This is a genomic window from Streptomyces sp. NPDC058246, from assembly GCF_042881985.1.
In the GTDB taxonomy this organism is placed as follows: domain Bacteria; phylum Actinomycetota; class Actinomycetes; order Streptomycetales; family Streptomycetaceae; genus Streptomyces.
On record NZ_JBHVWZ010000006.1, the window covers coordinates 344,721 to 370,960 of the forward strand.

27 protein-coding genes, 2 tRNA genes and 1 pseudogene are annotated in these 26,240 nt (G+C 66.8%); 11 read left to right on the plus strand and 19 right to left on the minus strand.

Annotated elements, in window-relative coordinates; genetic code table 11:
* Positions 1 to 159 precede the first annotated feature (159 nt).
* Both ACFVXA_RS12315 and ACFVXA_RS12320 read right to left on the minus strand, forming a co-directional pair.
* Positions 160 to 2,454, minus strand: a complete 2,295-nt coding sequence (locus ACFVXA_RS12315) for a GTPase (RefSeq protein WP_390024866.1) — start codon at positions 2,452 to 2,454, stop codon at positions 160 to 162.
* On the minus strand, positions 2,451 to 4,058 hold the full coding sequence (locus tag ACFVXA_RS12320; protein ID WP_362017960.1) for a dynamin family protein: 1,608 nt from the start codon (positions 4,056 to 4,058) through the stop codon (positions 2,451 to 2,453). The genes ACFVXA_RS12315 and ACFVXA_RS12320 overlap by 4 nt, the downstream gene beginning before the upstream one ends.
* A gap of 310 nt (positions 4,059 to 4,368) precedes the next feature.
* Here ACFVXA_RS12320 and ACFVXA_RS12325 point away from each other — a divergent pair.
* Positions 4,369 to 4,441 (plus strand) — tRNA-Arg (locus ACFVXA_RS12325).
* A gap of 179 nt (positions 4,442 to 4,620) precedes the next feature.
* On the opposite strand, the gene ACFVXA_RS12330 is transcribed toward ACFVXA_RS12325, so the two are convergent.
* From ACFVXA_RS12330 to ACFVXA_RS12385, 12 genes are all read right to left on the minus strand, one after another.
* Entirely contained in the window at positions 4,621 to 6,015 is a 1,395-nt protein-coding gene (locus ACFVXA_RS12330) for a tyrosine-type recombinase/integrase (protein WP_390024868.1), read from the minus strand.
* Entirely contained in the window at positions 6,015 to 6,218 is a 204-nt protein-coding gene (locus tag ACFVXA_RS12335; RefSeq protein WP_390024870.1) for a helix-turn-helix transcriptional regulator, read from the minus strand. Before ACFVXA_RS12335 ends, ACFVXA_RS12330 begins: the two co-directional genes overlap by 1 nt.
* The gene (gene repSA, locus ACFVXA_RS12340; protein WP_390024872.1) at positions 6,215 to 7,588 is read right to left on the minus strand and encodes a replication initiator protein RepSA; all 1,374 of its coding nucleotides are present in this window, start codon (positions 7,586 to 7,588) and stop codon (positions 6,215 to 6,217) included. Before repSA ends, ACFVXA_RS12335 begins: the two co-directional genes overlap by 4 nt.
* The gene (locus tag ACFVXA_RS12345) at positions 7,585 to 9,135 is read right to left on the minus strand and encodes a DNA cytosine methyltransferase (RefSeq protein ID WP_390024874.1); all 1,551 of its coding nucleotides are present in this window, start codon (positions 9,133 to 9,135) and stop codon (positions 7,585 to 7,587) included. Before ACFVXA_RS12345 ends, repSA begins: the two co-directional genes overlap by 4 nt.
* Before the next feature lie 7 nt (positions 9,136 to 9,142).
* On the minus strand, positions 9,143 to 9,328 hold the full coding sequence (locus ACFVXA_RS12350) for a hypothetical protein (RefSeq protein ID WP_390024876.1): 186 nt from the start codon (positions 9,326 to 9,328) through the stop codon (positions 9,143 to 9,145).
* A 92-nt stretch (positions 9,329 to 9,420) separates the two neighbouring features.
* Positions 9,421 to 9,735, minus strand: coding sequence for a SpdD-like protein (locus ACFVXA_RS12355; protein WP_390024878.1), 315 nt, complete (start codon positions 9,733 to 9,735; stop codon positions 9,421 to 9,423).
* A 22-nt stretch (positions 9,736 to 9,757) separates the two neighbouring features.
* Positions 9,758 to 9,913, minus strand: coding sequence for a hypothetical protein (locus ACFVXA_RS12360; RefSeq protein ID WP_390024880.1), 156 nt, complete (start codon positions 9,911 to 9,913; stop codon positions 9,758 to 9,760).
* A 14-nt stretch (positions 9,914 to 9,927) separates the two neighbouring features.
* Positions 9,928 to 10,122, minus strand: coding sequence for a mobile element transfer protein (locus tag ACFVXA_RS12365; RefSeq protein WP_354731531.1), 195 nt, complete (start codon positions 10,120 to 10,122; stop codon positions 9,928 to 9,930).
* Positions 10,123 to 10,142: 20 nt separating this feature from the next.
* Positions 10,143 to 10,817, minus strand: coding sequence for a DUF2637 domain-containing protein (locus ACFVXA_RS12370; RefSeq protein ID WP_390024882.1), 675 nt, complete (start codon positions 10,815 to 10,817; stop codon positions 10,143 to 10,145).
* A gap of 269 nt (positions 10,818 to 11,086) precedes the next feature.
* A complete protein-coding gene (locus ACFVXA_RS12375; RefSeq protein WP_390024884.1) occupies positions 11,087 to 11,290 on the minus strand; it encodes a hypothetical protein in 204 nt (67 codons plus the stop codon).
* 80 nt (positions 11,291 to 11,370) lie between these two features.
* Positions 11,371 to 12,717 carry an FtsK/SpoIIIE domain-containing protein gene (locus ACFVXA_RS12380; protein WP_390024886.1) on the minus strand — a complete coding sequence of 449 codons (1,347 nt, stop codon included), beginning with the start codon at positions 12,715 to 12,717 and terminating at the stop codon, positions 11,371 to 11,373.
* Positions 12,718 to 12,719: 2 nt separating this feature from the next.
* Entirely contained in the window at positions 12,720 to 13,076 is a 357-nt protein-coding gene (locus tag ACFVXA_RS12385) for a hypothetical protein (protein ID WP_390024888.1), read from the minus strand.
* Positions 13,077 to 13,239: 163 nt separating this feature from the next.
* Here ACFVXA_RS12385 and ACFVXA_RS12390 point away from each other — a divergent pair, with 163 nt between their 5' ends.
* Both ACFVXA_RS12390 and ACFVXA_RS12395 read left to right on the plus strand, forming a co-directional pair.
* Positions 13,240 to 14,013 carry a GntR family transcriptional regulator gene (locus tag ACFVXA_RS12390; protein ID WP_390024890.1) on the plus strand — a complete coding sequence of 258 codons (774 nt, stop codon included), beginning with the start codon at positions 13,240 to 13,242 and terminating at the stop codon, positions 14,011 to 14,013.
* Between the two features lie 19 nt (positions 14,014 to 14,032).
* Complete coding sequence (locus ACFVXA_RS12395; protein ID WP_390024892.1) at positions 14,033 to 14,569, plus strand: GNAT family N-acetyltransferase; 537 nt, start codon at positions 14,033 to 14,035, stop codon at positions 14,567 to 14,569.
* Here the strand turns inward: ACFVXA_RS12395 and ACFVXA_RS12400 are convergent.
* Positions 14,542 to 15,507 (minus strand): NERD domain-containing protein, encoded by a 966-nt coding sequence (locus ACFVXA_RS12400; RefSeq protein WP_390024894.1) that lies wholly within the window; start codon positions 15,505 to 15,507, stop codon positions 14,542 to 14,544. The two genes, ACFVXA_RS12395 and ACFVXA_RS12400, sit on opposite strands and share 28 nt — an antisense overlap.
* Positions 15,508 to 15,927: 420 nt before the next feature.
* Positions 15,928 to 19,140 carry an NACHT domain-containing protein gene (locus ACFVXA_RS12405; RefSeq protein WP_390024917.1) on the minus strand — a complete coding sequence of 1,071 codons (3,213 nt, stop codon included), beginning with the start codon at positions 19,138 to 19,140 and terminating at the stop codon, positions 15,928 to 15,930.
* A gap of 643 nt (positions 19,141 to 19,783) precedes the next feature.
* On the opposite strand from ACFVXA_RS12405, the gene ACFVXA_RS12410 reads away from it, so the two are divergent.
* The 6 genes from ACFVXA_RS12410 (at position 19,784) to ACFVXA_RS12435 (ending at position 23,249) form a co-directional block, all read left to right on the plus strand.
* Complete coding sequence (locus tag ACFVXA_RS12410) at positions 19,784 to 20,431, plus strand: hypothetical protein (protein ID WP_390024896.1); 648 nt, start codon at positions 19,784 to 19,786, stop codon at positions 20,429 to 20,431.
* Between the two features lie 241 nt (positions 20,432 to 20,672).
* Positions 20,673 to 21,002 carry a hypothetical protein gene (locus ACFVXA_RS12415; RefSeq protein ID WP_390024898.1) on the plus strand — a complete coding sequence of 110 codons (330 nt, stop codon included), beginning with the start codon at positions 20,673 to 20,675 and terminating at the stop codon, positions 21,000 to 21,002.
* 160 nt (positions 21,003 to 21,162) lie between these two features.
* Positions 21,163 to 21,477 carry a hypothetical protein gene (locus ACFVXA_RS12420; protein WP_362017989.1) on the plus strand — a complete coding sequence of 105 codons (315 nt, stop codon included), beginning with the start codon at positions 21,163 to 21,165 and terminating at the stop codon, positions 21,475 to 21,477.
* 279 nt (positions 21,478 to 21,756) lie between these two features.
* Positions 21,757 to 22,407 carry a hypothetical protein gene (locus tag ACFVXA_RS12425; protein ID WP_362017991.1) on the plus strand — a complete coding sequence of 217 codons (651 nt, stop codon included), beginning with the start codon at positions 21,757 to 21,759 and terminating at the stop codon, positions 22,405 to 22,407.
* A gap of 449 nt (positions 22,408 to 22,856) precedes the next feature.
* Positions 22,857 to 23,105, plus strand: a complete 249-nt coding sequence (locus ACFVXA_RS12430; protein WP_390024900.1) for a hypothetical protein — start codon at positions 22,857 to 22,859, stop codon at positions 23,103 to 23,105.
* A gap of 73 nt (positions 23,106 to 23,178) precedes the next feature.
* A tRNA-Arg gene (locus ACFVXA_RS12435) sits at positions 23,179 to 23,249 on the plus strand.
* 238 nt (positions 23,250 to 23,487) lie between these two features.
* On the opposite strand, the gene ACFVXA_RS12440 is transcribed toward ACFVXA_RS12435, so the two are convergent.
* Positions 23,488 to 24,069, minus strand: a complete 582-nt coding sequence (locus ACFVXA_RS12440; protein ID WP_362017995.1) for a TetR/AcrR family transcriptional regulator — start codon at positions 24,067 to 24,069, stop codon at positions 23,488 to 23,490.
* 91 nt (positions 24,070 to 24,160) lie between these two features.
* Here ACFVXA_RS12440 and ACFVXA_RS12445 point away from each other — a divergent pair, with 91 nt between their 5' ends.
* A complete protein-coding gene (locus ACFVXA_RS12445; protein WP_390024902.1) occupies positions 24,161 to 24,607 on the plus strand; it encodes an anthrone oxygenase family protein in 447 nt (148 codons plus the stop codon).
* 157 nt (positions 24,608 to 24,764) lie between these two features.
* On the opposite strand, the pseudogene ACFVXA_RS12450 reads toward ACFVXA_RS12445, so the two are convergent.
* Positions 24,765 to 25,013: pseudogene (locus tag ACFVXA_RS12450) on the minus strand (allantoicase); the annotation flags it as partial.
* A gap of 118 nt (positions 25,014 to 25,131) precedes the next feature.
* Here ACFVXA_RS12450 and ACFVXA_RS12455 point away from each other — a divergent pair.
* Positions 25,132 to 25,521: a LysR family transcriptional regulator gene (locus ACFVXA_RS12455; RefSeq protein WP_389468318.1), complete on the plus strand. Its 390-nt coding sequence runs from the start codon at positions 25,132 to 25,134 to the stop codon at positions 25,519 to 25,521.
* 379 nt (positions 25,522 to 25,900) lie between these two features.
* On the opposite strand, the gene ACFVXA_RS12460 is transcribed toward ACFVXA_RS12455, so the two are convergent.
* Positions 25,901 to 26,197 (minus strand): DUF1876 domain-containing protein, encoded by a 297-nt coding sequence (locus ACFVXA_RS12460; RefSeq protein WP_383905985.1) that lies wholly within the window; start codon positions 26,195 to 26,197, stop codon positions 25,901 to 25,903.
* Between the last annotated feature and the right edge of the window lie 43 nt (positions 26,198 to 26,240).

Sequence of the window (26,240 nt, forward strand, 5' to 3'; positions counted from 1 at the left end):
TCCCGTACGAATGCGTCTGTCGCTGCGATCGCATGCGCTGCGATCGCCGCGAGTTCAGACTGCCTTCGCCGGGCCGAGCCCGCTGAGCGCTGTGGGCTACCGGCCGGTTGTGGAAAACCGCGTCACCCGCCGGGGCTACCGACGAGCGACGCCCGGGGGTCACCCGACAGGCGCCGCCGCCCCCGTCACCCGCCCGTACTGCTCGCGCACCTCCCGGTAGCGCAGCAGCTCCGCTGCCACCGGATCCAGGACGCGGGCCCTGCCGCAACCGGCGGCGGCCTCACGCAGCCGTCGCTCCGCTTCGAGTCCGTAGCGCCGGGCCGGTCCGCGTGCCGCCATTCTGCTGCTTCCCTCGACGGCCGGACCGCCGATGATGCCCGCCACCATCAGCAGCACCGGCACCCCGAGATTCGGCGAGCTGATGCCGATGATCTGTCCCAGCAGCCAGAGTCCGCCGACGACTTGCAGGATCGTCATCGAGGCCTGTGCCAGCACGGCGACCGGCCACCAGCCCGGCCGCGGCGGACGCCCCACCGGACTCGTGGCGCGCGCCGCCATCTCGTCCAGCGCCTCGGGCAGCCCCTGCGCCCCCCGTACGGCCGCCTCGCGCACCGCCTGGGCCCAGGGCGCGGGAAGTCCGTACACCGCCCGGTCCGCGACCGTCCGTACGGCCTGCTCGACGCGCTGGCGCGCGGTGGCCTCCTCGTCCGCGGGGGCCCTTACGGCCAGGCGGCCGGTCGAGGGTTCGCGCCGATCCTGGTACCAGCGCCACAGCCGCAGCCAGGGCGTCCCGCACGCGCGGTTGGCGTTGCGGCGCCACGCCCGCTCGGCCGCCTCGCCGGCCGCGACCGCGCCCACCGCGTCCGCGAGGCGGCCCGCGAACTCGTCGCGCGCCTCCTCGCTGAGCCCGACGCGCCGTCCGGTCGCGTACACGGGCCACAGGCGCGCGGCGGCCGCGTCCAAGTCGGCCGAAATTCGACGTGCGGCGGCACCGCGTTCGGCCACGAACTGGCCGAGCGACTCGCGCAGTTCACCGACGCCGTCGCCGGTCAGCGCGGACAGCGCGAGCACGGTCGCGCCCGGTTCGCCGTACTCGCCGAGGGCGATCCCGTCCTCGTCGAGCAGCCGCCGCAGATCGTCGAGGACCTGGTCGGCGGCCTCCCCGGGCAGCCGGTCCACCTGATTGAGCACGACGAAGGTGACCTCCGCGTGCCCGGCCATGGGCCGCAGATAGCGCTCGTGGAGGACGGCGTCGGCGTACTTCTCGGGGTCCACGACCCAGATGACCGCGTCGACGAGCGCCAGGATGCGGTCCACCTGTTCGCGGTGCTGGACGGCCGCGGAGTCGTGGTCGGGCAGGTCGACCAGGACGAGGCCGCGCAGTTGCGCCTCGGCCTCCGGGCTCTGCAGCGGACGCCTGCGCAGCCGTCCGGGGATGCCGAGCCGGTCGATGAGCGTCGCCGCGCCGTCGCTCCAACTGCACGCGATGGGCGCCGCGGTGGTCGGCCGACGGACACCGGTCTCCGAAATGGCCACCCCGGCGAGCGCGTTGAAGAGCTGCGACTTGCCGCTCCCCGTGGCCCCGGCGATGGCGACGACCGTGTGCTCACCGGAGAGCTTGCGGCGCGCCGCCGCTTCGTCGAGGACGCGGCCCGCCTCGGAGAGTGTCCTGCTGTCGAGCCGGGTGCGCGAGAGGCCCACCAGTTCGCGGAGCGCGTCCAGACGTGAGCGCAGCGGTCCGTCGTAGGCGAGCGGGGCCGGTGGGCCTTGTACGGGGGGCTTGGGCTGCACCACCGGTGGCTCGTGCGGGAGGGCGGTCTCGGAGACGCGGCGTGCGATGAGTCCGTCGTCCCAGACGGGGTTGCCGTCCGGGCGCGCGGATGTGTCGTCGGCTCTGTCCTTCTCAGGCACGCGTGCGTGCCTGTTGCCGGGTCCTCCAGGAAGGCCCTTTTCGGAGGTCACGCTGTCCCTGGCGCGCCCTTGGGGCGCGTCCTTGGAAATCTCGGGGGCCTCGGAAGCCTCGGGGGTGTCGGAGGCCTTCGGGGCGTCGGAGGCCTTCGGGGCGTCGGAGGCCTCGGAAATCTCGGAAGCCTCGGAAGCCTTGGAAGTCGCCTCCCCAGGGGGGCTGTTTTCGAGAGTGCCCTCTTCAGAGGTGTTGTCAGCGAACGCGCCTTCTTCGGAGGGCGTTCCCCCGGAGGGTGTTCCCCCGGAGGGGGCGCCTTCCTGATGGCTGTCCTCGGGGTGGCGGTCTTCCTGATGGCCGTCCTCGGGGTGGCCGTCCTCGGTATGGGCGGTCCCGGTGTGACCGTCCTCGGGATGGCCGGCCCCCGGGTGGCCGTTTCTGGAGTCGTCGTCTCCGGAGCGGTTGTTTCCGGAGCGGTTGTCTCCGGGGTGATCGTCTCCGGGGCGGTCGGCGTGATCCGTGTGGTCAGTGACGGCAGTCACCGCGGTCACCTCTCCTTCTGCAGTACCGACAGCGCGGCGATGAGTTCGGCCTGGGGTTCTGGATGGACGTCGAGCGCGTCGAGGGGCGCGAGACGGCGCTCGCGCTCGGTGTACAGGGCCGTGTCGAGGTAGTCCGTGAGCAGCCGTCCGCCCTTGTCGCGCAGCCGTAGCGCACCATGCGCACCGATCCGCTCGGCGAGCCCCTCGCCCGCTGTCCGGGCCCTGTGGCCGCCCAGGAGCGCGGTGGCGACCAGCGCGGCGATCGCCTCGGGGTCCGGCGCGACGCTCCTGTCGAGGACGCGCACCTCCTCCTCGGCGTACTCCTCCAGGACGCGCCGCCAGCGTCGTACGGCCATCCCGATCCGGTGCTCGGCGCTCTCCAGCGTCGGATCACGGTCCGTCAGCCCAGGGGCACCCGCGGCCGGTTCGCGCCGCCAGGCCTCGTTCACGCGCTCGTCGGCCGCCGTGACCGCGCACAGCAGCAGGGCGCCCAGGCTCTCGACGAGCGCGTCGAGCAGTTCGCCGGCGCTGCAGTCGAGGGGATAGGCGCGCCAGCGTTTGAGCGCGTCCCCGGAGAGCACGGCTCCGGCCTGCAAACGCCCCTTCACGCGCGCGTGCTCGCTGTCGTAGGCCCCGTCGACGGCCGCGGTGAGCCGTAGCGCGGCGGCGTACTGCGCGGCGGCCGCGCCGGCCAGCTCGGGCATGCGCGACTTCAGCGAGTCGAGGACTCCGTAGGCCGTACGGGCCATCGCGTGGTGCCGGGCCGCCGGATCCTGCACCTGGTACGTGAGCCAGGTACGCAGGGGCGCGACGGCGGTGGCGGGCAACAGGCCGCCGCCCCACGCCGACTCGGGCAGTTCGGGCACGGTGAAGCGGGGCACCTCGCCGAGCCCGGCCTTGGTCAGCAGGGCGCCGTACTGCCGCGAGACCTCGGACACCACCTGGTGGGGCACCCGGTCGAGCACGGTCACCAGGGTCGCCTTGTGCTCCTTGGCCGTACGCAGCAGGTGCCACGGCACGGCGTCGGCGTACCGCGCGGCGGTGGTGACCATGACCCAGATGTCGGCCGCGCAGATCAGCTCGGCGGCGAGGACACGGTTGTCGGCCACCAGGGAGTCGACGTCGGGCGCGTCGAGGAGGGCGAGGCCGCGGGGGAGGGTGTCCGCGGTCTCGATGCGGAGCACCCGCTCCCCGCGTTCGGTGAGCGAGGGCAGTTCGTCGCCCGGCTCCTGATGGGGCACCCACACGCGCGTGAGCTCGGGCAGCACCCGCATCCCGCTGAACCAGTGATGGTCCTCCGGATGGCACACCAGCACCGGCGTACGGGTCGTCGGCCGCAGCACGCCGGCCTCGCTGACCCGGCGCCCCACAAGGGAGTTGACGAGGGTCGACTTGCCCGCGCCCGTGGACCCGCCGATGACGGCGAGGAGTGGTGCTTCGGGGTCTCTCAACCGGGGCACCAAATAGTCGTCGAGCTGTGCGAGCAGTTCGTCGCGGTTGGCACGCGCGCGTGGAGCCCCAGCCAGGGGCAGCGGGAAGCGTGCGGCGGCGACACGGTCGCGCAGGGCGGAGAGTGCGTCGAGCAGCTGAGGCCGTACGTCCAAGGTCACCACATGCGAAGAATGCCCAATTTTGGAGGCTTTCTGAAGCATATGAGTATGTCTGCGCGCCGACAGGACACACGGGGCGGAAGGGATGACTGGGGCGCAGGCATAACGAGTGCACAACACCCGATGCGTGAGACGCCAAAAGCGGTGCACGATTCGTACCCGCCTGCGATTATCAGGACCGCTTCACCGAACCTCCACATTGAGCCACGGAGGCGAAGCGTGAGGGGCAGGGATGCGGGAGCCCTATCCTTGTCCCCGGCAAGGTCACGGATCAGCCCGCACCCGGGCACCAGGACACCGGCCGCCACACCCGGCCCCCGTAGCTCAGTGGATAGAGCAGGCGCCTTCTAAGCGCTTGGCCGCAGGTTCGAGTCCTGCCGGGGGCGCAAGTCTCCACCCTCCCGTTCGGGAGGGCTTTTTGCTGGTCAGAGCATGTTTCACTCGATACGACGAAGCCCCGAACGTCTTCCCGATGATCAAGGGAAGGGTCCGGGGCCGTCCGGCTGTGACCGGGTTTTCGCGGGTGGCCCTGTCGAATACGTGTCGAAGTTTTCGGCGAGGAGCCTCAGCCCGCGTCGGGCGGCTCCGGAAGATCTCCGGCGGCTTCGAGGCGCCTTTTCAGGTCAGGAAGCTGCCCCTCGACGCACCGGGCATAGGTCGCCAGGAGCACCGGGACGCTGTTCCCGGCCCAGTCCGCCACCTGGGCGGGCGGGATCCCGTCGTTGAGCCACTTCGTCAGCCGCGTGTGCCGGTTGTCGTAGACCCGCCTCCCCGTGGGCGACTCGAAGACGTGCGGGGGCAGGACGGCTTTGCGCGCACCGCGCCATGCCCGGCGGATCACGGAACCGGCGAGGATGCCGCCCGTCTCACCCTGGAACAGCAGATCCCCGGGCTTCAGCCGCTCGTCCTCGATGTGCTGCCGAAGGACGCGCGTCAGGGCGGGGTGCCCCGGCGTGGTGCGGGTCTCGCCCTCGGCGCGGCCCTTCAGATCGCGTTCCTCATGGATCTCTCCGGTGTCGGTCCACTGCCTGCCGACCTCGGGGGTCGCGGTGTGGATCAGCAGCTCGCACCACTGGTCGGCGGCATCGGGCCCGGGGAGGGTGACGTCCTGCACGCGCATGGCTACCGCCTCCCCCGGCCGCAGACCGCAGTAGTACAGCGTGGCGAAGAACGCGTGCAGCCGCTTTCCACCGCGGGGCCGGCGCCGGATCCAGTCGAGGAGCGCCGCCGCCTGGTCCGCGTTCATCAGGGACCGCTTGTCCACGGCGTTGCTGGTCCTGGCGACGGCCGTCGACTCCTTGCCCTTGGGGAGCGGATTGGCCCGCAGGACGCGCCGCCGGACCGCGTGCTTCATGACGACGTTGAGGATCCGGCGGTGACGCTTCCTGGACCAGGCCGCCGCCTGCCTGCCGTCGAGCCGCGTGTCGACGGCCCGCAGGACTCCATCGACCCTCTCCGCCTCCTCCCAGACCGAGACCGGCAGCGAGTTGCGCTCCACCCATCTGAGGATGGCCACCACATCCCGCGGGGCGTCCGCACGGCGTGTCGCGTTGAACGCCCATTCGCGTAACGCGGTCCGTACGGCCACCGGGGCGTACTGGGTCGGCTGGGCACGCAGCAGCGCGACAGTGACCGCCGTCAGGGTCTTGGCGGTGTTCTTGCGGCTGTTGCCCCCGAGCTCCGGCCAGCGGGCATCCACGTACTCGACGGCGAACGCGTACCAACTCATGGCAGCCGACTTGGAGCGGTGGGACACCGGCAGCCCGGTGGTGATGACGAAAGCCTCGCCCTTGCCCGTCGCCCGGATGAGGTCGGAGCGGAAGCCCTCGGCGAGCGCGACAGTGCCGAACGGCTCACGCCAGGGCTTGCCCGCCACCATCCAGCGCACGGTGTACGTGGTCTTCCGGGCGCCCTTGTACGTGAGGATCTTGTAAACCTTGACGTCGTACGTGGTCTCCATCAGGCGGCGTCCTCACGGTCGTCAAGCCAGTGATCGAGATCGCTCCGCCGGATCCTGAGGTCGCCGTTCGGGAGCTTGATGCAGCGCGGCGCACGCCGCTTGGCTCGCCAGTCGTAGAAGGTGGAACGAGAGATCTTCAGCTCTACGCAGACTTCGGCGAGGGTGAGCTTTTCGTCTCGCGACCTCACAGTGGACGTCGTCACGGCATAGCTCCTTCCAGCTCTGCCAAGGCTTCGCGTGCGGTTTCGCGGTTGAGCTGAAGGTCTCGTGTGATGGAGGCGGCGAGGGCGGATTCACCGGGGGTGTGGCCGTGGCCGGCGTACTGCCAGGAGGCCAGGACGAGGACGGTGTCCGGCTCGGTGTCGTCCAGGCCGAGACGTTCACGTTCCTCGTGGGCGCGGTAGTCGGCGCGTGCCTCGCGCAGAGCGCCCAACGTGGTCGAGTAGCGACGGGACTTGGTGGAGAAGTGGCCCCGGAAGCCGAGCATGTGGGCCCAAGCGCGTAATCGCCGGTCTGGGTAGAGCGGTTCGAGATCGAAGCAGGCATCCAGCAGGCGCCGGGTGTGCTCCGGAACGCCCAGGAGCGCGACAGCTTCGCGGTTGCCCACCGGGCGATCGAGAGTGCCGGTCGTCTCCGCCGCTTTGGTCGCGTACTTGGCGACGTAGGAGGCGACCGCCTGTTCCGTGAGCGCGGAGCCGTCGCCGAAGGCCTGCACGGGGCGGATGTCGAGTTGCCTGCCCCACTGGAAAGTACGGGCGGGTTGGTCCCCTGCGGCGGGAACGGACACGGAGGCGTACCGGTGGACCGCGGCGGCCCGGATCGAGTCGGCCAGGAGTTCCGTTGTCGCCCAGGCCGGCGGGTGCGTGTCGGGGCCGTCCGGTCCGTCGAGGCGGATCACGGCATGGAAGTGCACCGCGCCACGCTTCTGGAATTCGGCCACCTTGCCGTAGGAGAGGCGGCATACCTCTTTCAGGGCCCGTTGAGTCAGTCCCGCGCGTGCGGCGATCTCCCGGTGCAGCCGCTTGACCAGGCGATGCCACAGCTCCCCGGCATGGTTGTTGAACAGCACTGCCCCGGCGTAGTCGTAGCTATCCGGGTCCAGTGCGGTGCCGAGCGCCGGATCATCCGGGGCGTGGAGGACTCCGCAGCGACAGCGGCCATGATCGGGGCGGTTGTGGACCGGGCCGAACGAGGGTGCCGTGAAGGTCGCGAACACCCGGGGGTGCTCGCGCACGGTGGCGGGGATGTCGCGACGGTCGTCTCCGGCCAGGCCCGCGCGGATCAGGTGGTAGGTGTCGCCCGCGTAGGTGAAGGCGCAGGCCGGGCAGCGGGAGGCCCGGCGATTGCCGCAGGCGATCCGCAGTCGGCCGCCGGGCTCATGCTCGGTCGAGTACCGGTTCAGGACCTCACCCGTGATCTTGTCCTTCGTGATCATCCATCCGGCCAGGTGGACAGGGTTGGAGCAGCCTCCGGTGCGGATGATCTGGTCTTCCCAGCGGCGGAAGTCGGGCGAGCCAGCCACCCGCAGTGCGTCGCTGAGGGCGGCCGGGTCGTTCAGCAGGTCGACTGTCACAGAACCTCCAGCAGACGGGAGGCGATCCACTGGGCGACGTTGCTGGGAACGGCGTTTCCGGCCTGCTTGGTCTGCTCGCCCCCATGGCCGAGGACCGTGTAGTCGTCGGTGAAGCGCTGGGCGCGCAAGTGTTCGCGGGGAGACAGCATCCGGAAGTAGCAGTCCCTGAGCTCGATTTCCTCGCCGAGGCTGTCGGCGCCGAGGACGACACCGGCGGACTCGCGCGTCGCGATGGTGTGGAGCGGGCCGGCGGTGGTGGTCGGGTTGCCCTTGCGGTACGGGATGACGAGGCCGTGATGGTTGCCACCGGCGGTGATCGAGGCGAGCGGGTCGGCGACTGCGCGGGTGGTGGAGCCGCCACCGCGCAGTTCGGTGATGAAGGGCAACGGGGTGAGCAGCGCTTCGCTCTCCCGCGTCATGCGGGTGCGCATCGGAGTGGTCACCGTTGCCGCGTCGCGGTTCCAGCTCCCGCCGGTGGGGATCAGCAGGGGCGGAAGGGCGATGCCGTCCCCGATCCGGACCGTGCGCGTGGCGAGGGGCGCCACGAGGGCGGGGATCGCACGGCCGTCGCCCTGGTCGGCGTGGGTGACCGTGATGACGGACGGGACGCGGTGTTTGGCAAGCCCCAGCTTGATCTTGCGGAGTGTGGACGCGGCCAGAGGGCGCATCTTGTGCTCGCCCCGGTCGGCGATCCGCACACCGGGATCGCTCCAGTCGATCGCGGAGGCGGCCGGGCGGACGTACGGCTCCACGATCTGATGGCGGCATCGGTCGTTGGGGCACCGGTAGTCGTACTGCTGCCGGTAGCGGCCGACCGTCCGTCCGTTGCGCCAGGACTGGACAGCCTGCACGTCCAGCTCGCAGCCCGAGCACCAGGCCAGCGGGCGCACGCTCAGGTCCGGGGCCCGCATGTCGGTGCGTGTGAAGACGATGAAGATCCGGTCACGCCACTGGGGTGCGTGCGGGTTGCCCTCACCCCCGACGTGAGCGGCGGAGACGGAGACGATCTGCGCCCGGAAGCCGAGCAGTTCCATGCCGTGCAGCCACCAGTGGAACAGCGGCCAACCGGTCGCGAACCGGGGCACGTTCTCGCAGACCACGGCGTCGAAGTTGTGGACCTCGCAGGCCCGCAGGATGTCGTACGCGGTGGCCCGGGTGCGCTCCCAGGCCGCGTCTTCCATCGGCCCCTCTTCGAGAAGGGAGAGCTGCCCGGCGGTCGGAGCGGGCTTGGGCCGGGCGACTCCGTCGGCGGGACTGCCCTCGGTGCAGATGGGGGAGCCGACCAGGACCCGGGCTTTGGGCAGGCGCCGCATGTCGTAGTGGTCGAGATCCACACACAGGTGGTCTGCCTCGGGGAAGTTCGCGGCGTGGGTCTCCACCGCGCGGTTCCAGTGATTGGCGCCCAGGACGACATCGAAGCCGGCGCGGCGGAAACCGTCGGAGTCACCTCCGGCACCGCAGAACAGGTGGATGGAAGTCGGCCGGGACGTGGCGGAACGACGGACCGGACGGACGGAGGGGCGACTGTCGGGCGGTCGGTGCGTCATCGTCCCGTCACCTCCCGACCGAGGCAAGGATGGGTCGGCGGACCAGGACGATGCCCGCGCCTTTGCAGGCTCGGCAGTCGATGCGGAGGGTGACGCGGGAGCCGTCGCGGTGGCGGGCACCGGTGGTGACGGCGACGGAGGCGAAGCCGTTGCAGTCCGGGCAGACACGCGTATCAGGGTGGTGCTGGGGCATGATGGGCTTTCCCTTTCGGGTCCGTTGGATCTGGAGGGTGGAGGCGCCCGGAGCGGACGGAGTTTGCCGACTGAGGCCGCTCCGGGGGCCGTTCAGCGTTGGGCGCGCTCGGACTTGAGCAGGGAGCGCAGGACGACCGCGCACACGGCGACCGAGGCGCCGGCGACCGCTATGGCGAGGAGCATCGAGACCAGCACGACCCCGACGACCAGGACCACGGCCACACCGCCGCCGACCACCAGGGCGAGCGAGCCCGGGGTGAGCTGGACCGTGGGGCGGGTCGACACCGGAACGGTTGCCGGGGGCGGGGTCTGCGCCGACGGGACGATGGCGGTGGGCTGCACCACGGTCGGGCGGATTACGGTGCCCGTGGGGATCGGGTTGGTGGGGATCTTCGGACGGAACATGACGAGGGTTCTCCCTTCGGAGTTACTTGATGGCGGTGTCGATGGCCGGGGCGAGGATGCTGTCCGCGAGGAGGTAGCCGCCCAGAAGGAGCAGGGCCACGAGCCACCAGGCCGGACGCCAGAGCTTGACGCCGAGCCAGCCGACGACGATCACGGCGAGCCAGAGCGGGACATCCATCACGGTGGTTCCTCTCAGTCGGCGAGGCGGCAGCGGTGGGTGCGGGCCGCGAGCTGGGCGGCGGACTGGCTGGAGTAGTCGGCCGACCAGCCGCAGCGGTTCGAGGTGCACACCGCGGCGTGCTTGGTGTGGCCGTGCCGGTCTCGATGGGTGCCGATCTGCACCGGGCCGATCCGCATCACGGAGTGGAAGTGGTCACGGGCGGGCATGAGCGGTTCTCCTTGTCTGGTCAGATGAGTTGGGCCGCGATGGCGTCGGCCAAGGGCGCGGGGACGCCGAGGCGGACGCGCAGGGTGTCGGTGTCGATGTCGGAGCCGGTCCGAGCGCGGTGCGCGTCGGCGACCTTTCGGGCGTGGTCGACCAAGGCGGCGGGCACCGTCGGAGCCGGGGCAGGGTCGGGTGTGGGCTCGACGGCCGGGCGTTCCGGGGTGCTGTCGGCCGGAGCAAGCGGAGCGGGGTCCGGGTCGCGTTCGAGTGCCACGCGCACCGGTTCCTCCGGCGCGTCGCCCGAGGCGGTGGCCGCTGGCTCGGTGGTCGTGTCGGCGTGTGCGTTGTGGGCGAGGAGGGTTCCGCCCAGGAAGGCGAGGGCGGGCCAGCCGGCCACGAGAATGCGCAGCCAGGCCGGAACGTCGTGCAGGTCGAGGAGTCCGGCGGTGGCGATGTTCGCGCCGAGCGAGGCGACCAGGGCGGTCACGAACCAGGACCACACCAGGTGGGACGGACCATCGGCGCGCAGCCGTCGCCAGGCTGCGACGAGGAGCAGGTCCACGCTGATCGGGTAGGCCCAGGCTTTCCAGCCCGTCTGTCCGGCCGCTTCGGCGATGTCGTGCAGGTGGGCGAAGGACAGAGCACCGGCGATCACGGCTTGTACGAGTACGGCGTCCAGTCGGATCGAGCGGGTCACGGTCGTCACCTCCCGTCGGGGTTGGTGCCAGGGGACGGAGCGAGGATTAGGTCCGGTCGTCCCGCCCCCCGGCGGGTCAGGTGGTCGGGGCGTCGCCGGTGCCGAGGCACGTCAGGCACAAGCCGGTCTGTCGGTCGTCGGTCGCGCGCTTCTTACGGCTGCCGACCTGGACGATTTCGGAGATCTCGCCGGTGCCCTCGCAGTCCGGGCATTCGGCGGTTCCGGGGTGGCCGCCTCGCGACGGGTCTGGCGTTTGGCGGTGGCCACGATCACCACCCGCCGGGGTAGTCGGGACCCTGGTCGGGGTCGTAGCCGGGCGGGAAGAGGCCGGGCGGCGGGTCCGGCAGGGAGATCGCCAGGGCCGGGCCGAGGAAGTCGATGAACACCGGGTCGGCGCCGGGGGTGTCGGCGTACAGGGCCAGGTCCCCGAGCATCAGCACCGTGCGGTGGAAGTCCTCGCAGTGCTCGCACATCGCCGTTTCCCTCCTTCAGGCATGGGTCGGGTAGGGACAGGGCGCGAAGTCGGTCACGCCGGCCGCAGTACGGGAGCGCGTCAGGCAGCGGCCGGGGCCGGTTCCTTGACCACTTCGAGGTGCGCGAGCGCGGGCCGGAACGGCTCCAGCGCGGGCAGGTCCGGGACGCGGTCGGCATACCGGTTGCAGGTGTTCGCGGCTTGCCGCAGCGAGGTGTGCGGAGCGCGGATGCGTGCCCATCCGCCTGTGGAGTCGCCGGTGATGGCGACACCGGGCATGTCGGTGGGGATCTGGACCGCGGCGAGGACGGCGTCCGGTGCGATGTCGGCGAACGCCATGTTCGCCGAGGTCTCGTCGTTGACCCGGTGGGCAGTCCGCCCGGTGAGCTGGGCACGGAGCATGGTGATGCCCTTGCCGAGTTCGGAGCCGAAGCGCTGCCCGCACACCTCCAGGTAGATCCCGGCGGCCCGTCCGAGTTGGGCGAGGCGGACCAAGGCAGTGATGATCCGGTCCCGTCGCTTCTCCTGTTCCTTGTTCGCGAAGAGCGCGAGTTCGGCGACCTCATCGATCAGGACGACGACCGGTGTGGGTCGCAGGTTGGCGGGCAGATCCCAGATATCGGCCGCGATCTCCGCATCCGGCATCCCGACAGCGACGCCCTGATGAGCGCGGATCGTCCGGTAGACGCACTCCATGTGATCCACGAGTGAGTCAAGGAGGTCAGCCGCAGCATCCGGATTGTCAGCCAGGGCCGAGAACCGCCGGGCGAGCGGGAACAGTTCCACACCCTGTTTGCAGTCGATCCCGACCAGGGCGACATCGAGCGGAGCGAGCGCGGCGACCAGGTTCCTCTGGTAGACCGACTTGCCTGACTCCGTGGCGCCCAGGGTGAGCGCGTGCGGCACCGCTCGGTAATCGCGGTAGTGCACGGTCCCGTCTTCCCGCAGGGCAACGGGAACCTTGAGCGCTCCCGCCTCTGCCCTGGTGGCGGGCATCTGCACGCGCCTCAGTACGTCGTAGCCGGTCATGCTCAGCTCCACGACGCCGGAGCGCAGTTCCCGGGAGGTGACCCCGTACATCGCGAACGAGTGCCGCAGACGGTCCGTAGCGGCGGCGATGTCGAAGGCGTCCTGTCCGGCGCGGAGCTTGAGCCGCAGCACCAGCCCGGTACGGGTCGGACGCACCCGGCAGACACGAGGCGCGCGAGGACCGGGCACTGGCCGATCGGCCATGCGCGCCAAGGCCAGACGCCAGCGGGAGGGCGGGACGGTCAGCCCGCACGCGTCCATCACTGACCGGTAGCGGATCAGGACCCGCAGCGCGGCCAGGACGACGCCGAAGCTCATCCAGTACCAGGCCGGACGCCGCCACTTCAGGAGCAGCGCCACGACAACGACGGCGACGAGCGCGATCGTTAACCGGTCCACGGTCAGGCCGCCTTCGGCTTCGTGGCGCCGGCCGCCAAGGAGGTGACGGCGACCGCACGGAAGGCGATGCCGTGGCGCTTCTGGCCGTTGAAGTCGTTCTCCCACGGACGGGCGATCAGGCCGGTCAGTGCGACCGGGGTGCCCATGGTCAGTTCACCGGAGACGCCGGTCTCGGGGAGAGTCACGGTGAGGATTTCGGCGTTGCCGTCGAGGACGAACATCACGTCCACGGTCACCAGGGGAGCACCGGTCTCGGCGTCCGTGGCGATCTCACCGGTACGACGGTCCTTGACCTTGGGCTGCGGGGGCTGCGCCACCATCACGGAGGCGGCGGAGGTGTCGACGGGGATCTGACGCATCTTGCGTACTCCTTGGGTGAGTGTTGACCTCAAGTAGCAACTGGCGCAGGCCAGTTGAACTGGCTTGCACCAGTAGAACTGGCTCAAGCCAGTGACGTCAACCCCTTTGCCTCAACTGGCTTGAGCCAGGCGATACAGTGACGTCAGCCAGTTAGGAGACTCGATGACGGATCAGGCCGGCGACAGCAAGCCGCCCAGCCAGCGGATCGCCGACGAACTACGCGCCGCGATTCAAGGCGGGGAGTACGAGCCCGGGGAGAAGCTGAAGTCTCAGCGCGCGTTCGCGGAGCAGTACGGCGTAGCACGCAACACCGTGGACGAAGCGTTCAAGATCCTCGGCCGCGAGGGACTCGTCACCTCGGAGTGGGGGCGCGGGGTGTTCGTGCGGGAGAAGCAGGCACTGATCCGCCTGGGGAATGACAGGTACTCACCCAAGTACCGGGAAACCGGCTTGTCCCCGTTCCTGATCGAGTGCGCGAAGCAGGGAAAGACCGGCCGGTTCGAAGTGCTCGGCATCGAGCGAGTGAAGCCGGATGCCGAGTTGGCCAAGCAGCTCAAGGTGCCCGGCAAGACGAAGTCGGTGCTGCGGCGGGAAAACGTGTTCTACGCGGACGACGACCCCGTTTACCGGGTCACGACATGGATCCCGTGGAGCATCGCGGAGGGCACCGGGCTACTCCAGGAGGAAGTTCCTCACCAGTACGGCATCCACGGCATTCTCGAAGAGAAGGGTCACGTCATGACCCGGATCAACGACGAGATCACGGCGCGCATGCCCACTCCCGAGGAGGTTCGATACCTCAGCCTGCCCTCTGGGGTCCCTGTGATCGAGGTCGCCCACACCAGTCTTGATCAGGACGGCGAGCCGTACGAGCTGACGAAGTTCGTGATGCGGGCCGATATGAACGGGCTCAACTACAACGTCCCTGTCGAGTGAGGACCAGGTGAGGAGCGAGATGCACAGCGACGCAGCCGGACAGAGCACGACCATCCGCCCACGCACTGAAGCAGACCTGGCAGGAGCGGCGGCGGCACTTGTCGCCGTTCACGCCGTTGACGGATACCCGGTGGAAGGTGTCGACGCCTCGCAGGAGTGGCTGAGCCCCACGGGCGTTCTTCAGGCGTGGGTGGCGGAGAAGGACGGCGAGATCGTCGGGCACGCCATGCTCAGCCGGCCCCAGGGCGAGGACGCCGTGGAGATATGGCTCGAGCAGAGCGGCGACACCGCGGACCACGTTGCCGTAGGCGCCCGTCTGTTCATCGCACCCGAGGCACGGGGCGAAGGACTCGGCGAGCGGTTGATGCGGACCGGGTTCGACTACGCCCGGGACCACGGACTACGGGTCGTTCTCGACGTGATGACCAAGGACAAGGCAGCCATCCGGCTCTACGAACGGTTGGGGATGCAGCGCCTCGGCACGGCCAGGCACGTGTACGGAGAGGGGCAGGAGATCGACGCTGTCTGTTACGTCTCCCCAGCCCCCGAAGCCTGACCGGGTGCCGAAGGCGGGTCGGTGCGAAGCCACGCGCGCCTGTGGCGGGCCACCGCAAACAGCGACTCAACCTGATCCAAGGTGAGTTGACCGGTCAGCGGTGCCAGGGCGGAGACCTCCCGTTCCTGATAGGTCCGCACGATGTGCTGCGTCGGTGCGCGGACCACTGAAGCGACATCGACGAAGACGAGGACGGGCACCACGTCGGGTGCGAAGCCGGCGTAGCGCTCCAACACCCTTCGCACATAGACGGCTTCCGACTTGCTCGCCGCGGGGTACGCGTGCGGGGAACCGTTGATCTTGGCCACCTCGTCACCGACCCAGACCGACGCACCAGGGTGCCGCTTCGTGTTGAAGACGAACACCCCGCCGGGACCGATCAGCAGGTGATCGATGTCCCCGCCATCGCCCTTGGGAATGCCGTGCAGAACACGCCAGCCGTGAACGGTCAGGCGTTCCAGCTCACGGCCTACCCTCTTTTCCCCTTCGAGGCCATCGAGCCAGGATTCCCAGCCCGAAGGGCGCTGCAGCAGCTTGGACCAGGCTCGCGCGACAACCGAGGGGCCACGGACGGCCATGTCGCTGAGAATTGCTGCACCGGGAGGGTTCTTCGCCAAGTCATCGGCAACGGTGAGTTCTGGCAGCGACAAAGGGCGTCGATCACGCCGGGGCTTCGCCGGGGGTGACGACTGCTGAGGTTGCTCGGCCGGCCGAGGCTGACGAGTAGGTGATGAGTCTGGCCGGTCGGTGCGCACGGTCAGCGGATCACCGAGGTGTTGACGGAGCAGCGCCACAGCTTCGTGCTGATGCTCGGTGACCTTGACGGTGATGACCCTGGAATCCCGGTCCGCCCACGCGACGGGCGTGCCGTCCGGCAGGTTCACGTAGAGCCTGTTCTTGCCGTGCCGCTTCCACGGATTCACCGTGAGGTCTGCCATCGGATCCGCCCCCCAAGTGCGCCTTTGTCCCCAGCACTCATGGCAGCAGCCGACAACGCCCCGGTACAAGGGCGCCATGCGGCCAAACTTTCCCTACTTCATCAAGGCCCGCGCACGGCGCGGGCGCGCGCCGCCTCGACGGCGCGGCCTGCCTCTGTCTTCGCCCCGGCTGGCCGCGCCAAGGCGGCGCGCTGGCGAGCTGCGGGCATGAGGTGGGAGACACCCTCTGTGGCTGGGGCGGTCGGCTCCACGGCTTTAGGCAGCCACTTTGGGGCGAGCCTCTAAGATCATGGCCCCAACGTCGTGCTTTAACGGGCAGGTCCACAGACTGCCCGACTCGCCATCAGCTTACGGGGCCATGATCACTCGCCCCAAAGCAGCTCCAGCCCAAAGCCGCTCCGCCGACCTTGGAGAGGTATCTCATGGAGAGTTGATTGCGAATCTCCACATCGGTGAAGAATCTTGGCTCAGATCGGCAACTACTTCTGGACGATCGTTACCAACAAAGAGGCAATCAAATCGCGCCGAGACACTGATCTGCCAAGTGCGGCCAGAGTTAATGAAAGGTCGCAGATCAAATTGATTGAGACTGCACCTGCTGAGCCCTTCACGCGGTAGAATCCTGACTTCCGAAAGAGAGTCAGAGCCAGCCAAAGTCTTTGTGTCCACCGGCTCATTAGTCCGAAGGGTGAGTCTCTTAAGACGAGGAGCCTTGGCCAGGGGAGTAAAGTCGGCCTGGGAGGGATACATGCTCAAAGTGAGTTGCCCCAAGTGGTCCATCCGGCTAATCCCCGAAATATCTTCAACTGGCCTTCCAGCGGATAGAAACAGGAACTCGATTCCGGGAACCCTTTGAGCTAGATCTGAGAAGTCGAGACCGCCTGAACTCCCGTGGATGAGAAGCCGCTTCAGATTTGGAAGTCTGGGGAAATCTGACAGCTCAAAGGCATCTCCCCTCACGCGCAAAATATTCATGGACTCCAAATGTTGCAGCCCCGAAAGATCTCCGAATGAATCAACTGCCTTCCCGGTGGCGAAGCTCAATCGCTGGAGTTGAGGGCAGGCTGCGGCGAGAGCTGCAAAGGAAAAATCGGCGACTTCTCTGCGGAAGTGCAGCATATTTAGCTTTGTCAGTCCCTGGATCCAGTCCATCCCTGCGACAGGGCAAGCTACGTGAAGTTCCTGCAACTCCGGCAGGTGATGCAAGGCCGGAAGCATATGCGGCAGGTAAATATGTATGGACCGCCAACTTTCTGGGTCCTTCGACATGACTTTTTGAGCGTACTCTTCGGCGTCGAAATACTCCCACGATTGCCGGATTTCCCTCTGCACCGTTACTCGCTTGTCGCGAGCATAACGACTGATCAAAGAGAGTGCGCCGTCTCCACCAACAATTGCTGCCATTCTAATGGTGGCCGCCGCTTCGCCTGCGGAGAGCCTTCGATCCGGGATAAGCGGAATCACCATCTCTCCAGCCGAAGCCAATTCCTTAGCGTCCGTGATTCGGCGCGGAGGTATGAGTTCAGCGGTTATCTCGCGAACTTGATTGTAGATGTTCGGAGGGTCGCACTCGATGGCTGTCTCTAGGCAAGCTGCAGCGAGCAGATGGAGACGCTTTCGATGCTTTGGTTCCCTATCGCCACGCTCAATTAGGCCGGAGAGAAGCAATGAACGCTCTTTCGGCCTTGCATGACCGACAGCCATAACAAAAACTTCATGCCACTGGTCTAGATGAGCGTTGGAGAGGAGATTTTCGAAGTCATCAATCTCGACGATGCGAGCAGCAGCAAGGTACTCCTGGAAGGTACGGTGGATGAAGTCAACCCGTTCTGGGACCGGTTTCCGAAGGCAGCCACTGCGAACCAACAGGTAATCAAAAACTGCCTGGGAATCTGACCCAATCGCAGGCATGGACTGCAGCGAGATACCAACCTGCCTAATGGCTTGTTCTCTCGAAGCGTCCGTCAGGCCATTCCTGATCAACCAGTGTGCGAACCCGCCCAATATAGACTTCTTTTGAGAATCGCCCAGATGCGCGGGTGCAGGATAGTTGATTTTCCTCTCGCGATCACGCCGTAGGAGAAGGAGGTCGAGTGCCGCTCGATAAAGTTCCATCCGATCGCGAGGGAGTTGCGAATGCCGGTCACGATTTAGAGTGCACAACAGCGCACAGAGAAGCGGATTGGAAGCAAGGCGTCGGAGTTGACGCTCCTCTCGAATGGATTTAATCAGATCCGCTTCACCCTGAGTTAGAGCCGTGATCTCAAATGAGTCACTTTCGCTATTTCTAGCGGCGTTGTGCCAATGTTCGACGAAGTTTTCGACGTCCTTTTGGTTCATTGGAAGCATGTCGAGGACTGCGAAACCATCATCGCTGAGCCAGTCAATCTCTGCCGCAGCCGGCCGCGAGGTGACAATGTAGTGGGCGTCAGGGTAGGTAGTAACTAGTGACCGAAGCCACTCATGGGCTACCTCACGTTGATCGTCGGGAAGCTCATCAACTCCGTCAACCAGGATAAGAGCTCGCCCTGATCTCAGTAGCCGATGGACCCACCTGTCAGGCATTTCCTCGGAAAGGAGTGATCCGACTACTGGGAAGAACTGAGAGGGGCTGGGGAGTGTGCCTCGAGCATATCTACGCAACGGCAGCATGAAGGGAACCAGTGAGTTCCACTCTGCTAGATCAGCGGAGAAGCTTCTGCGGGCTGCGTTTACTGCCAGCCATTGAAGAAGTGTCGTCTTTCCTGAACCGGCGTCACCGCGTAGAAGAATCCTTTTGTAGGAAGCTGCGGCAACCTCTGCGCGCATCCCTACACCCTTATCGCTATCCGATATGCCGCTCGCGGAAGTCGCCAGATCCTCGTCCGCCGCATCGTTGAAGTGTTCAACAGAATTCCGCGAAGCGGAAAGAACAGGGGTCCCGCGGCGGGTCATCGGGGCGACAGTAAGTGTGATGTAAGCGGCTGACAGATCGTAGGATCGGTTTCTCCTGTCGGCAAGGTCCAAGCCGAAGATCTGTAGCCGATTAAGCCCATCAATAACCAGAGTTGCATATCGATTTTCGAAGTCTGAATCTTCAACTCGGAGATCAGGCCCCATTTTGGTGTTAATGCTATCTATAGTATCTGCAAGGGAGCGCAACCTAATTAGTTGCTCTACTTCTACCCGTGCAGCAAACGTTGGCCAGGTAGTAATGAATTGAACCAGCTGTACTGAGATGTCCCTGATCAGGGTCCGGCAATATGCTTCTGCCGCTTCCGACAGCTCTGCAAATGTACGGTTTTTGGAAGATTCCCGTAGCACTGCCTGGCTGTAAGACTCTGGGTTAAGGTCGAATTCCCAGATGTCGATGGAGCTATTCGCTAAAGTGTTTGCAGCCAGGATGAGGGCGGCTTGCCTTTCGTTCTCCTGGAGATTCGAATACTCCCTCTTCTCCAACTCGACAAGGCGATTGGCTACGTGCTTGGTAAGGCTTTCTATGTCTTTTGGTTGCACCGAATTCGGCTTTTTCAGACGCAACCGCGGAAATGCCGGACTCGAGGTAAACCCGGCACCCGGGCCCGGCGATATTCGCTTAGCTGCTGCTCCCGCAGAGGCACCCAGCACTGCCCCGGCGATCTTCCCTGCCAGCATCTCAAGCACTGTCTGTCCCCCTGCATGCACACGCCAGTAACCATCAACACTAGCGACAAGGGAAGGTGGTTGGGGGCCAAACCACGAGAGCCACCGCTTGAGACGCTCCACCGCCGGACTGATGGTGCCGAAACGGCAGCACTCCAAACGGCTCTGGGGAGAGACACAGGCCTCATGACCTCGGATGGGGGTGCGCGGGACCGTCGATCATGGTGCGGTCGTCCGTGTGGATCACGGCAGGCTCGGACTGCTGAGCGTGCGCCTCTGCTGGACGACGAAGCCGGTGGGCTGGCGTGCGCTCCGATTGACCGCGAACAACGGGAGGGTCGGGCTCCGCTTCTCAGACGGGCCAGTGCTGGCGCCGAGCTGGTGTCCGGGTGTCACGGCGTGCCTAGGCGTGGGGCAACCACGGTGCAAAGGCAGTGAAGCTCGGGCCGTCCCTGGGCCGTCCGAGGCTCGCCGAGGCCACTCGACGACGACCAACAGTGACAGTCGATCTACAGCGACCATCGGCGAAGTACCAGGTCAGCGACCTACGGCCATACGGGTTACCACCCAAGGCTGGACCTCAGGCAAGATGGGGTGTTTCTTGCATCTGCTCCGTGACGCAGGTTCCAGCCATTCCAGAAGGCATGATGTGTCCGTGGAAATAGCTAAATTGGTGCTTGAGTATGCGAAGGTCTTTGTATGGCCAGCGTTCTTCGGCTTGCTGGCGTGGCGTTTTGGGATAAATTTCGCCAGTCTCATCGACCGCCTCAAATCAGCTGAGACACCGGCTGGAACCTTCAACTTCAACGATCAAGCCACCAAACTGGACCAGCAGTTGCAAGAAGAGCAGGCTAGGGAGGGCGACGTAGCCGAACCTGCTCCGCTGACGCTGCCTGGACTTCATGATCCACGAGCACTCGTGAACGTCTCACCGGAAGCGGCCGTGCTACTGGCCCACCGCGCCATGGAGTTGACGGCCCGCCATGCTGCGGAGGCCGTGGACCCTGAGCCTGACGCCCGAAGGTTCAGGCCGTTCACGAAAATCCTTGAGTCGCTCGTCTCGGAAGGGCTCTCGCAGAACGTCTACTCCATAGCACGTCAGCTTCAACGAATGCGTGCAGAGATCAACCACGAGGGGGTCTCTGTGAGTCGGAGTGCGGCGGAAGAGTTCGTAGCAGCTTGTGAGTTCGTGACTGGGAAGATCACTGATCTGGTGCCCTCAGCGGACGACTGGACGGCTGACGTCCCGTCCCAGAGCCAACTTGATCGAGAAATGGGCACGATCTCGACGGAGGGCCTCTGAACGAGTGGTTCTCGTCCGCAGACCGCTGCGGTGCCGGCAGCTAGCGTCTTCAGCCGGTGGTGGCCTATCTATGGACTCGTCGGGCCTGATCTGCCACATGCAGGGCCGTGACCTGGTGCCCTGCCCACGACCCAAGCGGCCTCCGGAGCCGTTACCCGACCGGCACCCCGTCGAGCACCCAGTGATGAATGAGGCCATGGTGCGCCGGGTAGGGTCACTGCCCGCTAAAGGGGAGGGAACGTTGGACCTCAGTGAGGTTGAGAAGGCCGTAGACGACGGTAGGGGCTATGCAGCTGTCAGCGTCAAGACGCTTCGTAACGCTGTAGGGGCAGCCCGAGCGAAGAAGAACGTGGTTGCAGAGATTTCTGCTGGCCTGCGGGCAGCTGGATTCGGTCATGCACCGTTCGAGATACCGAAGCGCCAAGATCGGATGGTTCTGGTGTACCGCCTTGGCACTGGCAGTGGTGCTGCGCTGATGGCGATGGTAGAAGCAGCCCACGGTGATGGTGAGCAAGCGAACGGTGCCGCGTGGCTTCTTAGTACCATGCTGCCGTCGCTCGACGGCCGGTAAGGCTTCGCGCAACTTCTGACATCCATGGCTGACATCAACGAGGCCGGACAGCGGCACACAACGGCGCCCCTGGATGACTGTCGGGCCAACCGACGACGACGCCCGGGGCGGCTGCGGATCGAACTTACAAAGCGGCGCTCGACACAGTCATGCTCTAGCCATGGATGAGTTCAGATGGCTGGCGGGTCCTGGAGTGCCGGCAGCGGAGGCAGTTCGACAGAGCTGGACAGCAACCGTCGCGGCGCTGCCTGAGGGCGCCCGCATCAGAGGAGAGGTCATCGGCCGTCAGCGGTTCGGTGTCTTCATCCGGATTCATGGGATGCCCGATGCCGTGGGGCTAGCCGAGGTCGGCAGCATGCCGCATGAGCTGGAGCTGCCCGCCATGGGCGCTGCGGTGGCAGGCGTGGTCATCTGGCATGCAGATCACAACCACCAAGTGAAGATCAAGTTGGATGAGTGGGACCGGCCTGAGTGAGCGCACTGGGCCGTCCCTGGGCCGTGCGAAGGTGCTCGGCGGTGACCTACGGCGACAGTCAGTGACAGATCAGGTCTGAGCGAGGGCAGTGAACCGCCAGGTCACAGCTCCCCGATGAGACTGGTTTCCGTCGAGGGGTGGCCGTCAGGCAAGATGGGGCCGCTTCTTGTCATGGCCGAGCCAGCGGCCCCAATAGGTCGACCGCAGCTCCAGTGATCCCTGCGCTGGTCTACGGTTACGCTCTGCTGGACGTCAGATGCGGCATTGAAGGAGCCCCCAGTGAGTCCTTGGGCTATCGCACTCATCGTCTATACTTCACTGGCATTTTTGTCCTTTTTGCCGGTTCTGCGCGTTTTGATTAAATGGGTGGATCTAAAGCCCGGCGGCCCCTCATTCGCTGAATCGCCCCACTTTCCTGATGACACCAAGTTGCTCCTGGTGCAGAACTTCCAGCGCATGCAAGGAACGCTGAAATTCTGGAAGACTCAGGCTGAGCGCTATCGAACGTTCCACATCTACTCCCTGACCTGGATCAGTCTCTCATCGGTAGGCATTCCTCTCTTGGCGCAGGCAACCACTGAAGATCCCTGGTCGAAGTGGTTACTGACGGTGGTTGCCACGCACTCGGCCATACTCCTGGCGTTGTCTCGAGCATTTCGCGTCGAAGCCCACTACAAAGCGTTCAGGAGTGGGGAGTCGGAATTCTATGACCTGTATCGCCGGATGCTCGATCGTCCGGGCGTCTTCGGGAGTGACCAACAAAAACAGCTAGATAAGTATTTTGAGCAAGTCGAAACGGTGAGGAAGGTCGTCCGAAACGCGGAAACTGACAACTTTCCGTCCGTGGAAGATGTCGCTCAAGGAGCAGTGGTTGTGCGCGTCGAATCTCAACCCACCCAACCAGGTCCACCCGGTTCGGGTACACGCTGAGAGGCCTCTACGGAGCGAGTCGGCGGCGATGCTGGCGCGCGTTCGTCAGCCTGCCTAAGTGGTGACCACCGGTTAGAGGCCATGGTCTTGTCAGGAAGCGGTGCTCGACTTCCAAGTGCTCCCAGCGGTACCGGGGGAGTTGGTCGGCCGAAGTCGGCTCGGCTTGCTTGACGGCGACCAACTCGCCGCGGTCAGGGACGGCTTCGAAGTATCACAAGCCGCCCTCCTCGTCATTGTCGCGGAAGTGGTGCCTCAGGGTGGCCCTCTCATCGAGCGCTCGGAAGTACGCCGTGGTCTCCGCCTTGATGCGCTCCAGGTCAACCACAGGGCCATCGTGCCGCGAGCGCACATGGTTGCACCGTTCTGACATCTACGGGTGACGTCAATGTGGAACCTACGAGGCGGTGCTCACCGGATCCCGGAGCCGGTGAGCCAAGTAGGGTCCGGGCGTGACTACTTCTCCTGAGCACGTCGACAGCAGAGAAGACCTGCCAGCCTTCGTTCGTTCCCTACAGCGCAGCCACGCCGAGGATGGCAGCTCATGGGAGAACCCGGACCTCCCGAGCTTCCTGGAGGCCTTGGCGGCATGGATGGACGACGCGGACGGCTGGTACAGCAGCACGCGCCGCGAGCTGCCGGCCAGCGGCGACTGGACGTTCTTCGCACGAGCCCTGCGAGCCGCGACCATCTACGAGTAGTCCGCGCTGTGTCGAATGCCTGTCGAAGCCGGGTGGCAAGCCGTCGTTGGCGCGGGTGATTACCCAGGTCGGAGCCCAGCCGCAGGCTTACGCACCAGGCGCCTTCTAAGCGCTTGGCCGCAGGTTCGAGTCCTGCCGGGGGCGCCGCTGAGAGCCCTCCCATCGGAGGGTCTTTTTGCTGGTCGGGATGGGTGACACTCGACACGGCGAAGCCCGATCCGCGACACCTTCCGCGTCTTCCCTCAGGGCGCCATCATCGATATCCGGGGCGTCGGTGGCTTTCGGTGGCCGCCGTGACGCCGGCGGGGCCGACCTCGACCGGAAGCGATGCCGCAGCAGGCGGCCGGGCCCGAAGAGCCCTGCTGCCCGGCCGTACGACGCGTCAGACCACGGCGAGCCGGGCCACCAGCAGCTCCGCTCTCCGCTCGGCGTCCCCTGTGGGTAGCCGTCCCGCCCGGGTCAGGGTCGCCAGCCCGTGCAGGGCCGCCCAGAACACCTCGGTGAACAGTCCGGGGTGGACGCCTTCCCCGGCGACTTCATGGAGAGTCTCCAGCAGGGCGGCGAAGGCGTTCTTCAACGGCTCCGGGGTCTCCACCTCGTCCGCGAACGCCAGGCCGCCGTCGAGCTGGAACATGGCGTCGTAGACCGCCGGGTTGCGCTCGGCGAAGACGAGGTAGGCGCGGGCTAGGGCGGTGACCCGGGCGCGCGGGCCGTCCGCGGCGGAGGTCGCGGCCCGCAGCGCCGCGGCCATCTCGGTGGCGCCCTCCAGGGCGACGGCGCCGATGATCTCGCGCTTGCCGCGGAAGTGGCTGTAGAGGACGGGCTGGCTGTACTCGATGCGCTCGGCGAGCCGGCGGGTGGTGACCGCGTCCCAGCCCTGCTGCTCGGCGAGTTCGCGGGCCGTCGCCACGATGAGGCGCTCGCGGACCGCCCGTTCGCGCTCCTTGCGTTCCTGTACCGACATGATTCGATCCTAGCATCGCTAGACAAGCAAGCGGCAGCAGGATTAGCGTTGCCTCATCATCTAGCAACACTAGATTCCGGGATGGGTAGTCATGCTCAACGCACTTGAGATCGTCACCACCGTGATCGTCGGCCTGATGGTGGGAGTGGAGTTCTCCGTCGCCTTCGTCATCAACCCGATCCTCGACGCGCTCCCCGACGACAGCAGCCAACGCGGCCGAAGCCACGGCGGCCGGATGCTCGGCGCCGTCATGCCGGTCTGGTACATCGGCTCGCTCGTCCTCGTCGCGGTCTGGGCCATCGCCGGATGGCACCACGACGGCGCCGGCCTCGCCGTCACCGCCGGCGCGCTGCTGATCCTCAGCGTGATCATGTCGCTTCTGCTGCTCGTCCCGATCAACAACCGGGGCAAGACATGGACCCCCGAGAATCGGCCCGCCGACTGGAAGGAGCAGATGAACCGCTGGGACCGCTTCCACTACGTCCGCGTCGCCGTCATCGTCGCCGCCTTCACCCTGCTCGTCGCCGCCCTCGCCTGAGCCCGCGGGCCGACACCGCGCCGGCGGCGCACAATCCCCACTCCCCGGGCGGCAGCGGGCCACCGAAATCCCGACATCCGAGGGTCCACCTCGCCGCCGACAGGTTCGAGGCCTGGGGTCCGCGGCTATCGGGGCTGCCAGGCTCGTGCCCGAGGGGTTACGCGGTCAGGGCGCCGTGACGGCGGCGCAGTTCGGCCGAGCCCTGTGCGGTGAAGCTGCCGTGCAGGTGGAGGCGGGCGATACCGCCGTCGGGGAAGACGTCCAGACGGATGTGGGTCGCGGTGGCCGGGGTGCTGAGCGGCAAGCGGTGGAGGGTGTCGGGCTCCAACCGGGTGCGGGGAAGGATCTCGCTCCACTCGCCGTTCTCGCCGTCGCGGGCCGAAAGGGAGGCCCAGCCGGCCGCGCTGGCCGCGGTCCAGGGCGGGCGGACCGTGGCCCGGGCCACCTCCGTCTATCGGCCGCACCACTTCGACCGCGCCGGCTGAGCTGCCGCGCATCGGACCTCGTACAGCAGGAGAAACGCGATGGAATTCCAGCAGTTGCGCGTCTTCCGTGACGTGGCACGGGAGTTGAGCTTCACCCAGGCGGCCAGGAATCTGCACTGCGCCCAGTCCACCGTCACCGGACAGATCAAGAGCCTCGAGGCTTCCCTCGGTACGGCCCTCTTCCACAGGCGCGGCCGTTGCCCGATCGAACTCACCGCGGCCGGTGCGCTGTTGCGGTCGCGGGCGGAGCAGATCCTCCAGGCGGTCGAGACGACCGGCCGGGAGATCCGCGGCGCCGCCGGAGCCCGCGGTGCCGCCGCGAGCCGGCCTGTCGTCGCCGGCCGAGCCGCCGTCGACAGCCGCACCGTGGTGGCCCACCACCGCCGGCCGCTGCCCGCGGCCCACTCCGGTCTGCCTGCGCGCGTCTGACGCCCGAATCGTGGGCGGGCCCGCACTGGGTCTGGCTTCCGCTTCGGTGAGGGGTATCGCTATCGCTCCGGGCCGCGCCCGATGTGTGGATCAGCTCTTGGATCAACTCCTTGTTCCCCATGGGGGGACCGCCCGAAGTGTGCGCGATGCGTGGGTGGGATACGTACCGGATCTGCCTCCCTCCCCATAGGTCCCGCCCAGAGGTCCTGATCGACCCCGCTGACGGCACCACACTGGCCGCCGGCATGGCGGGAACGTCCGCAGCGGCCCGCCCGGTGGACACCGCGATCCCGTGGAGCTTCTAGCCGGGCAACGGCGGGTGAGGTCGCTGAGCAACCGGCCGGACGGGTCGCGGGGTTCCCTCCCGCGTCCGGTCCCGTCAGGTCAGCGGGTGCGACGTCCGGCCCGACGCCTCGTCGATCTCGTCGTGGGCCTTGGTCAGCAACTGCATCGCCAGCTCGTTCAGTGCCCTGGCTCCCGCGACCTCCTCGCCGACTCTCGGCTGGTTCGAGTCGGACGGGTGGCGGCTGGCGTACCCATGGGCGCGCACCTCGCTCCCGTCGGGGAGCCGTACGAGGGCGGCCGCGCGGGTGCGGTGGTCGTCCTCGTCGAATTCCAGCTCGACGTGCCATCCGACAGCGGTCCGTGCTTGCGTCTGTGCCTGTGTCTGCGTCATCACGATCACCTCCGGGGCGGGCCCAGCCCCTGCTACCAGAATG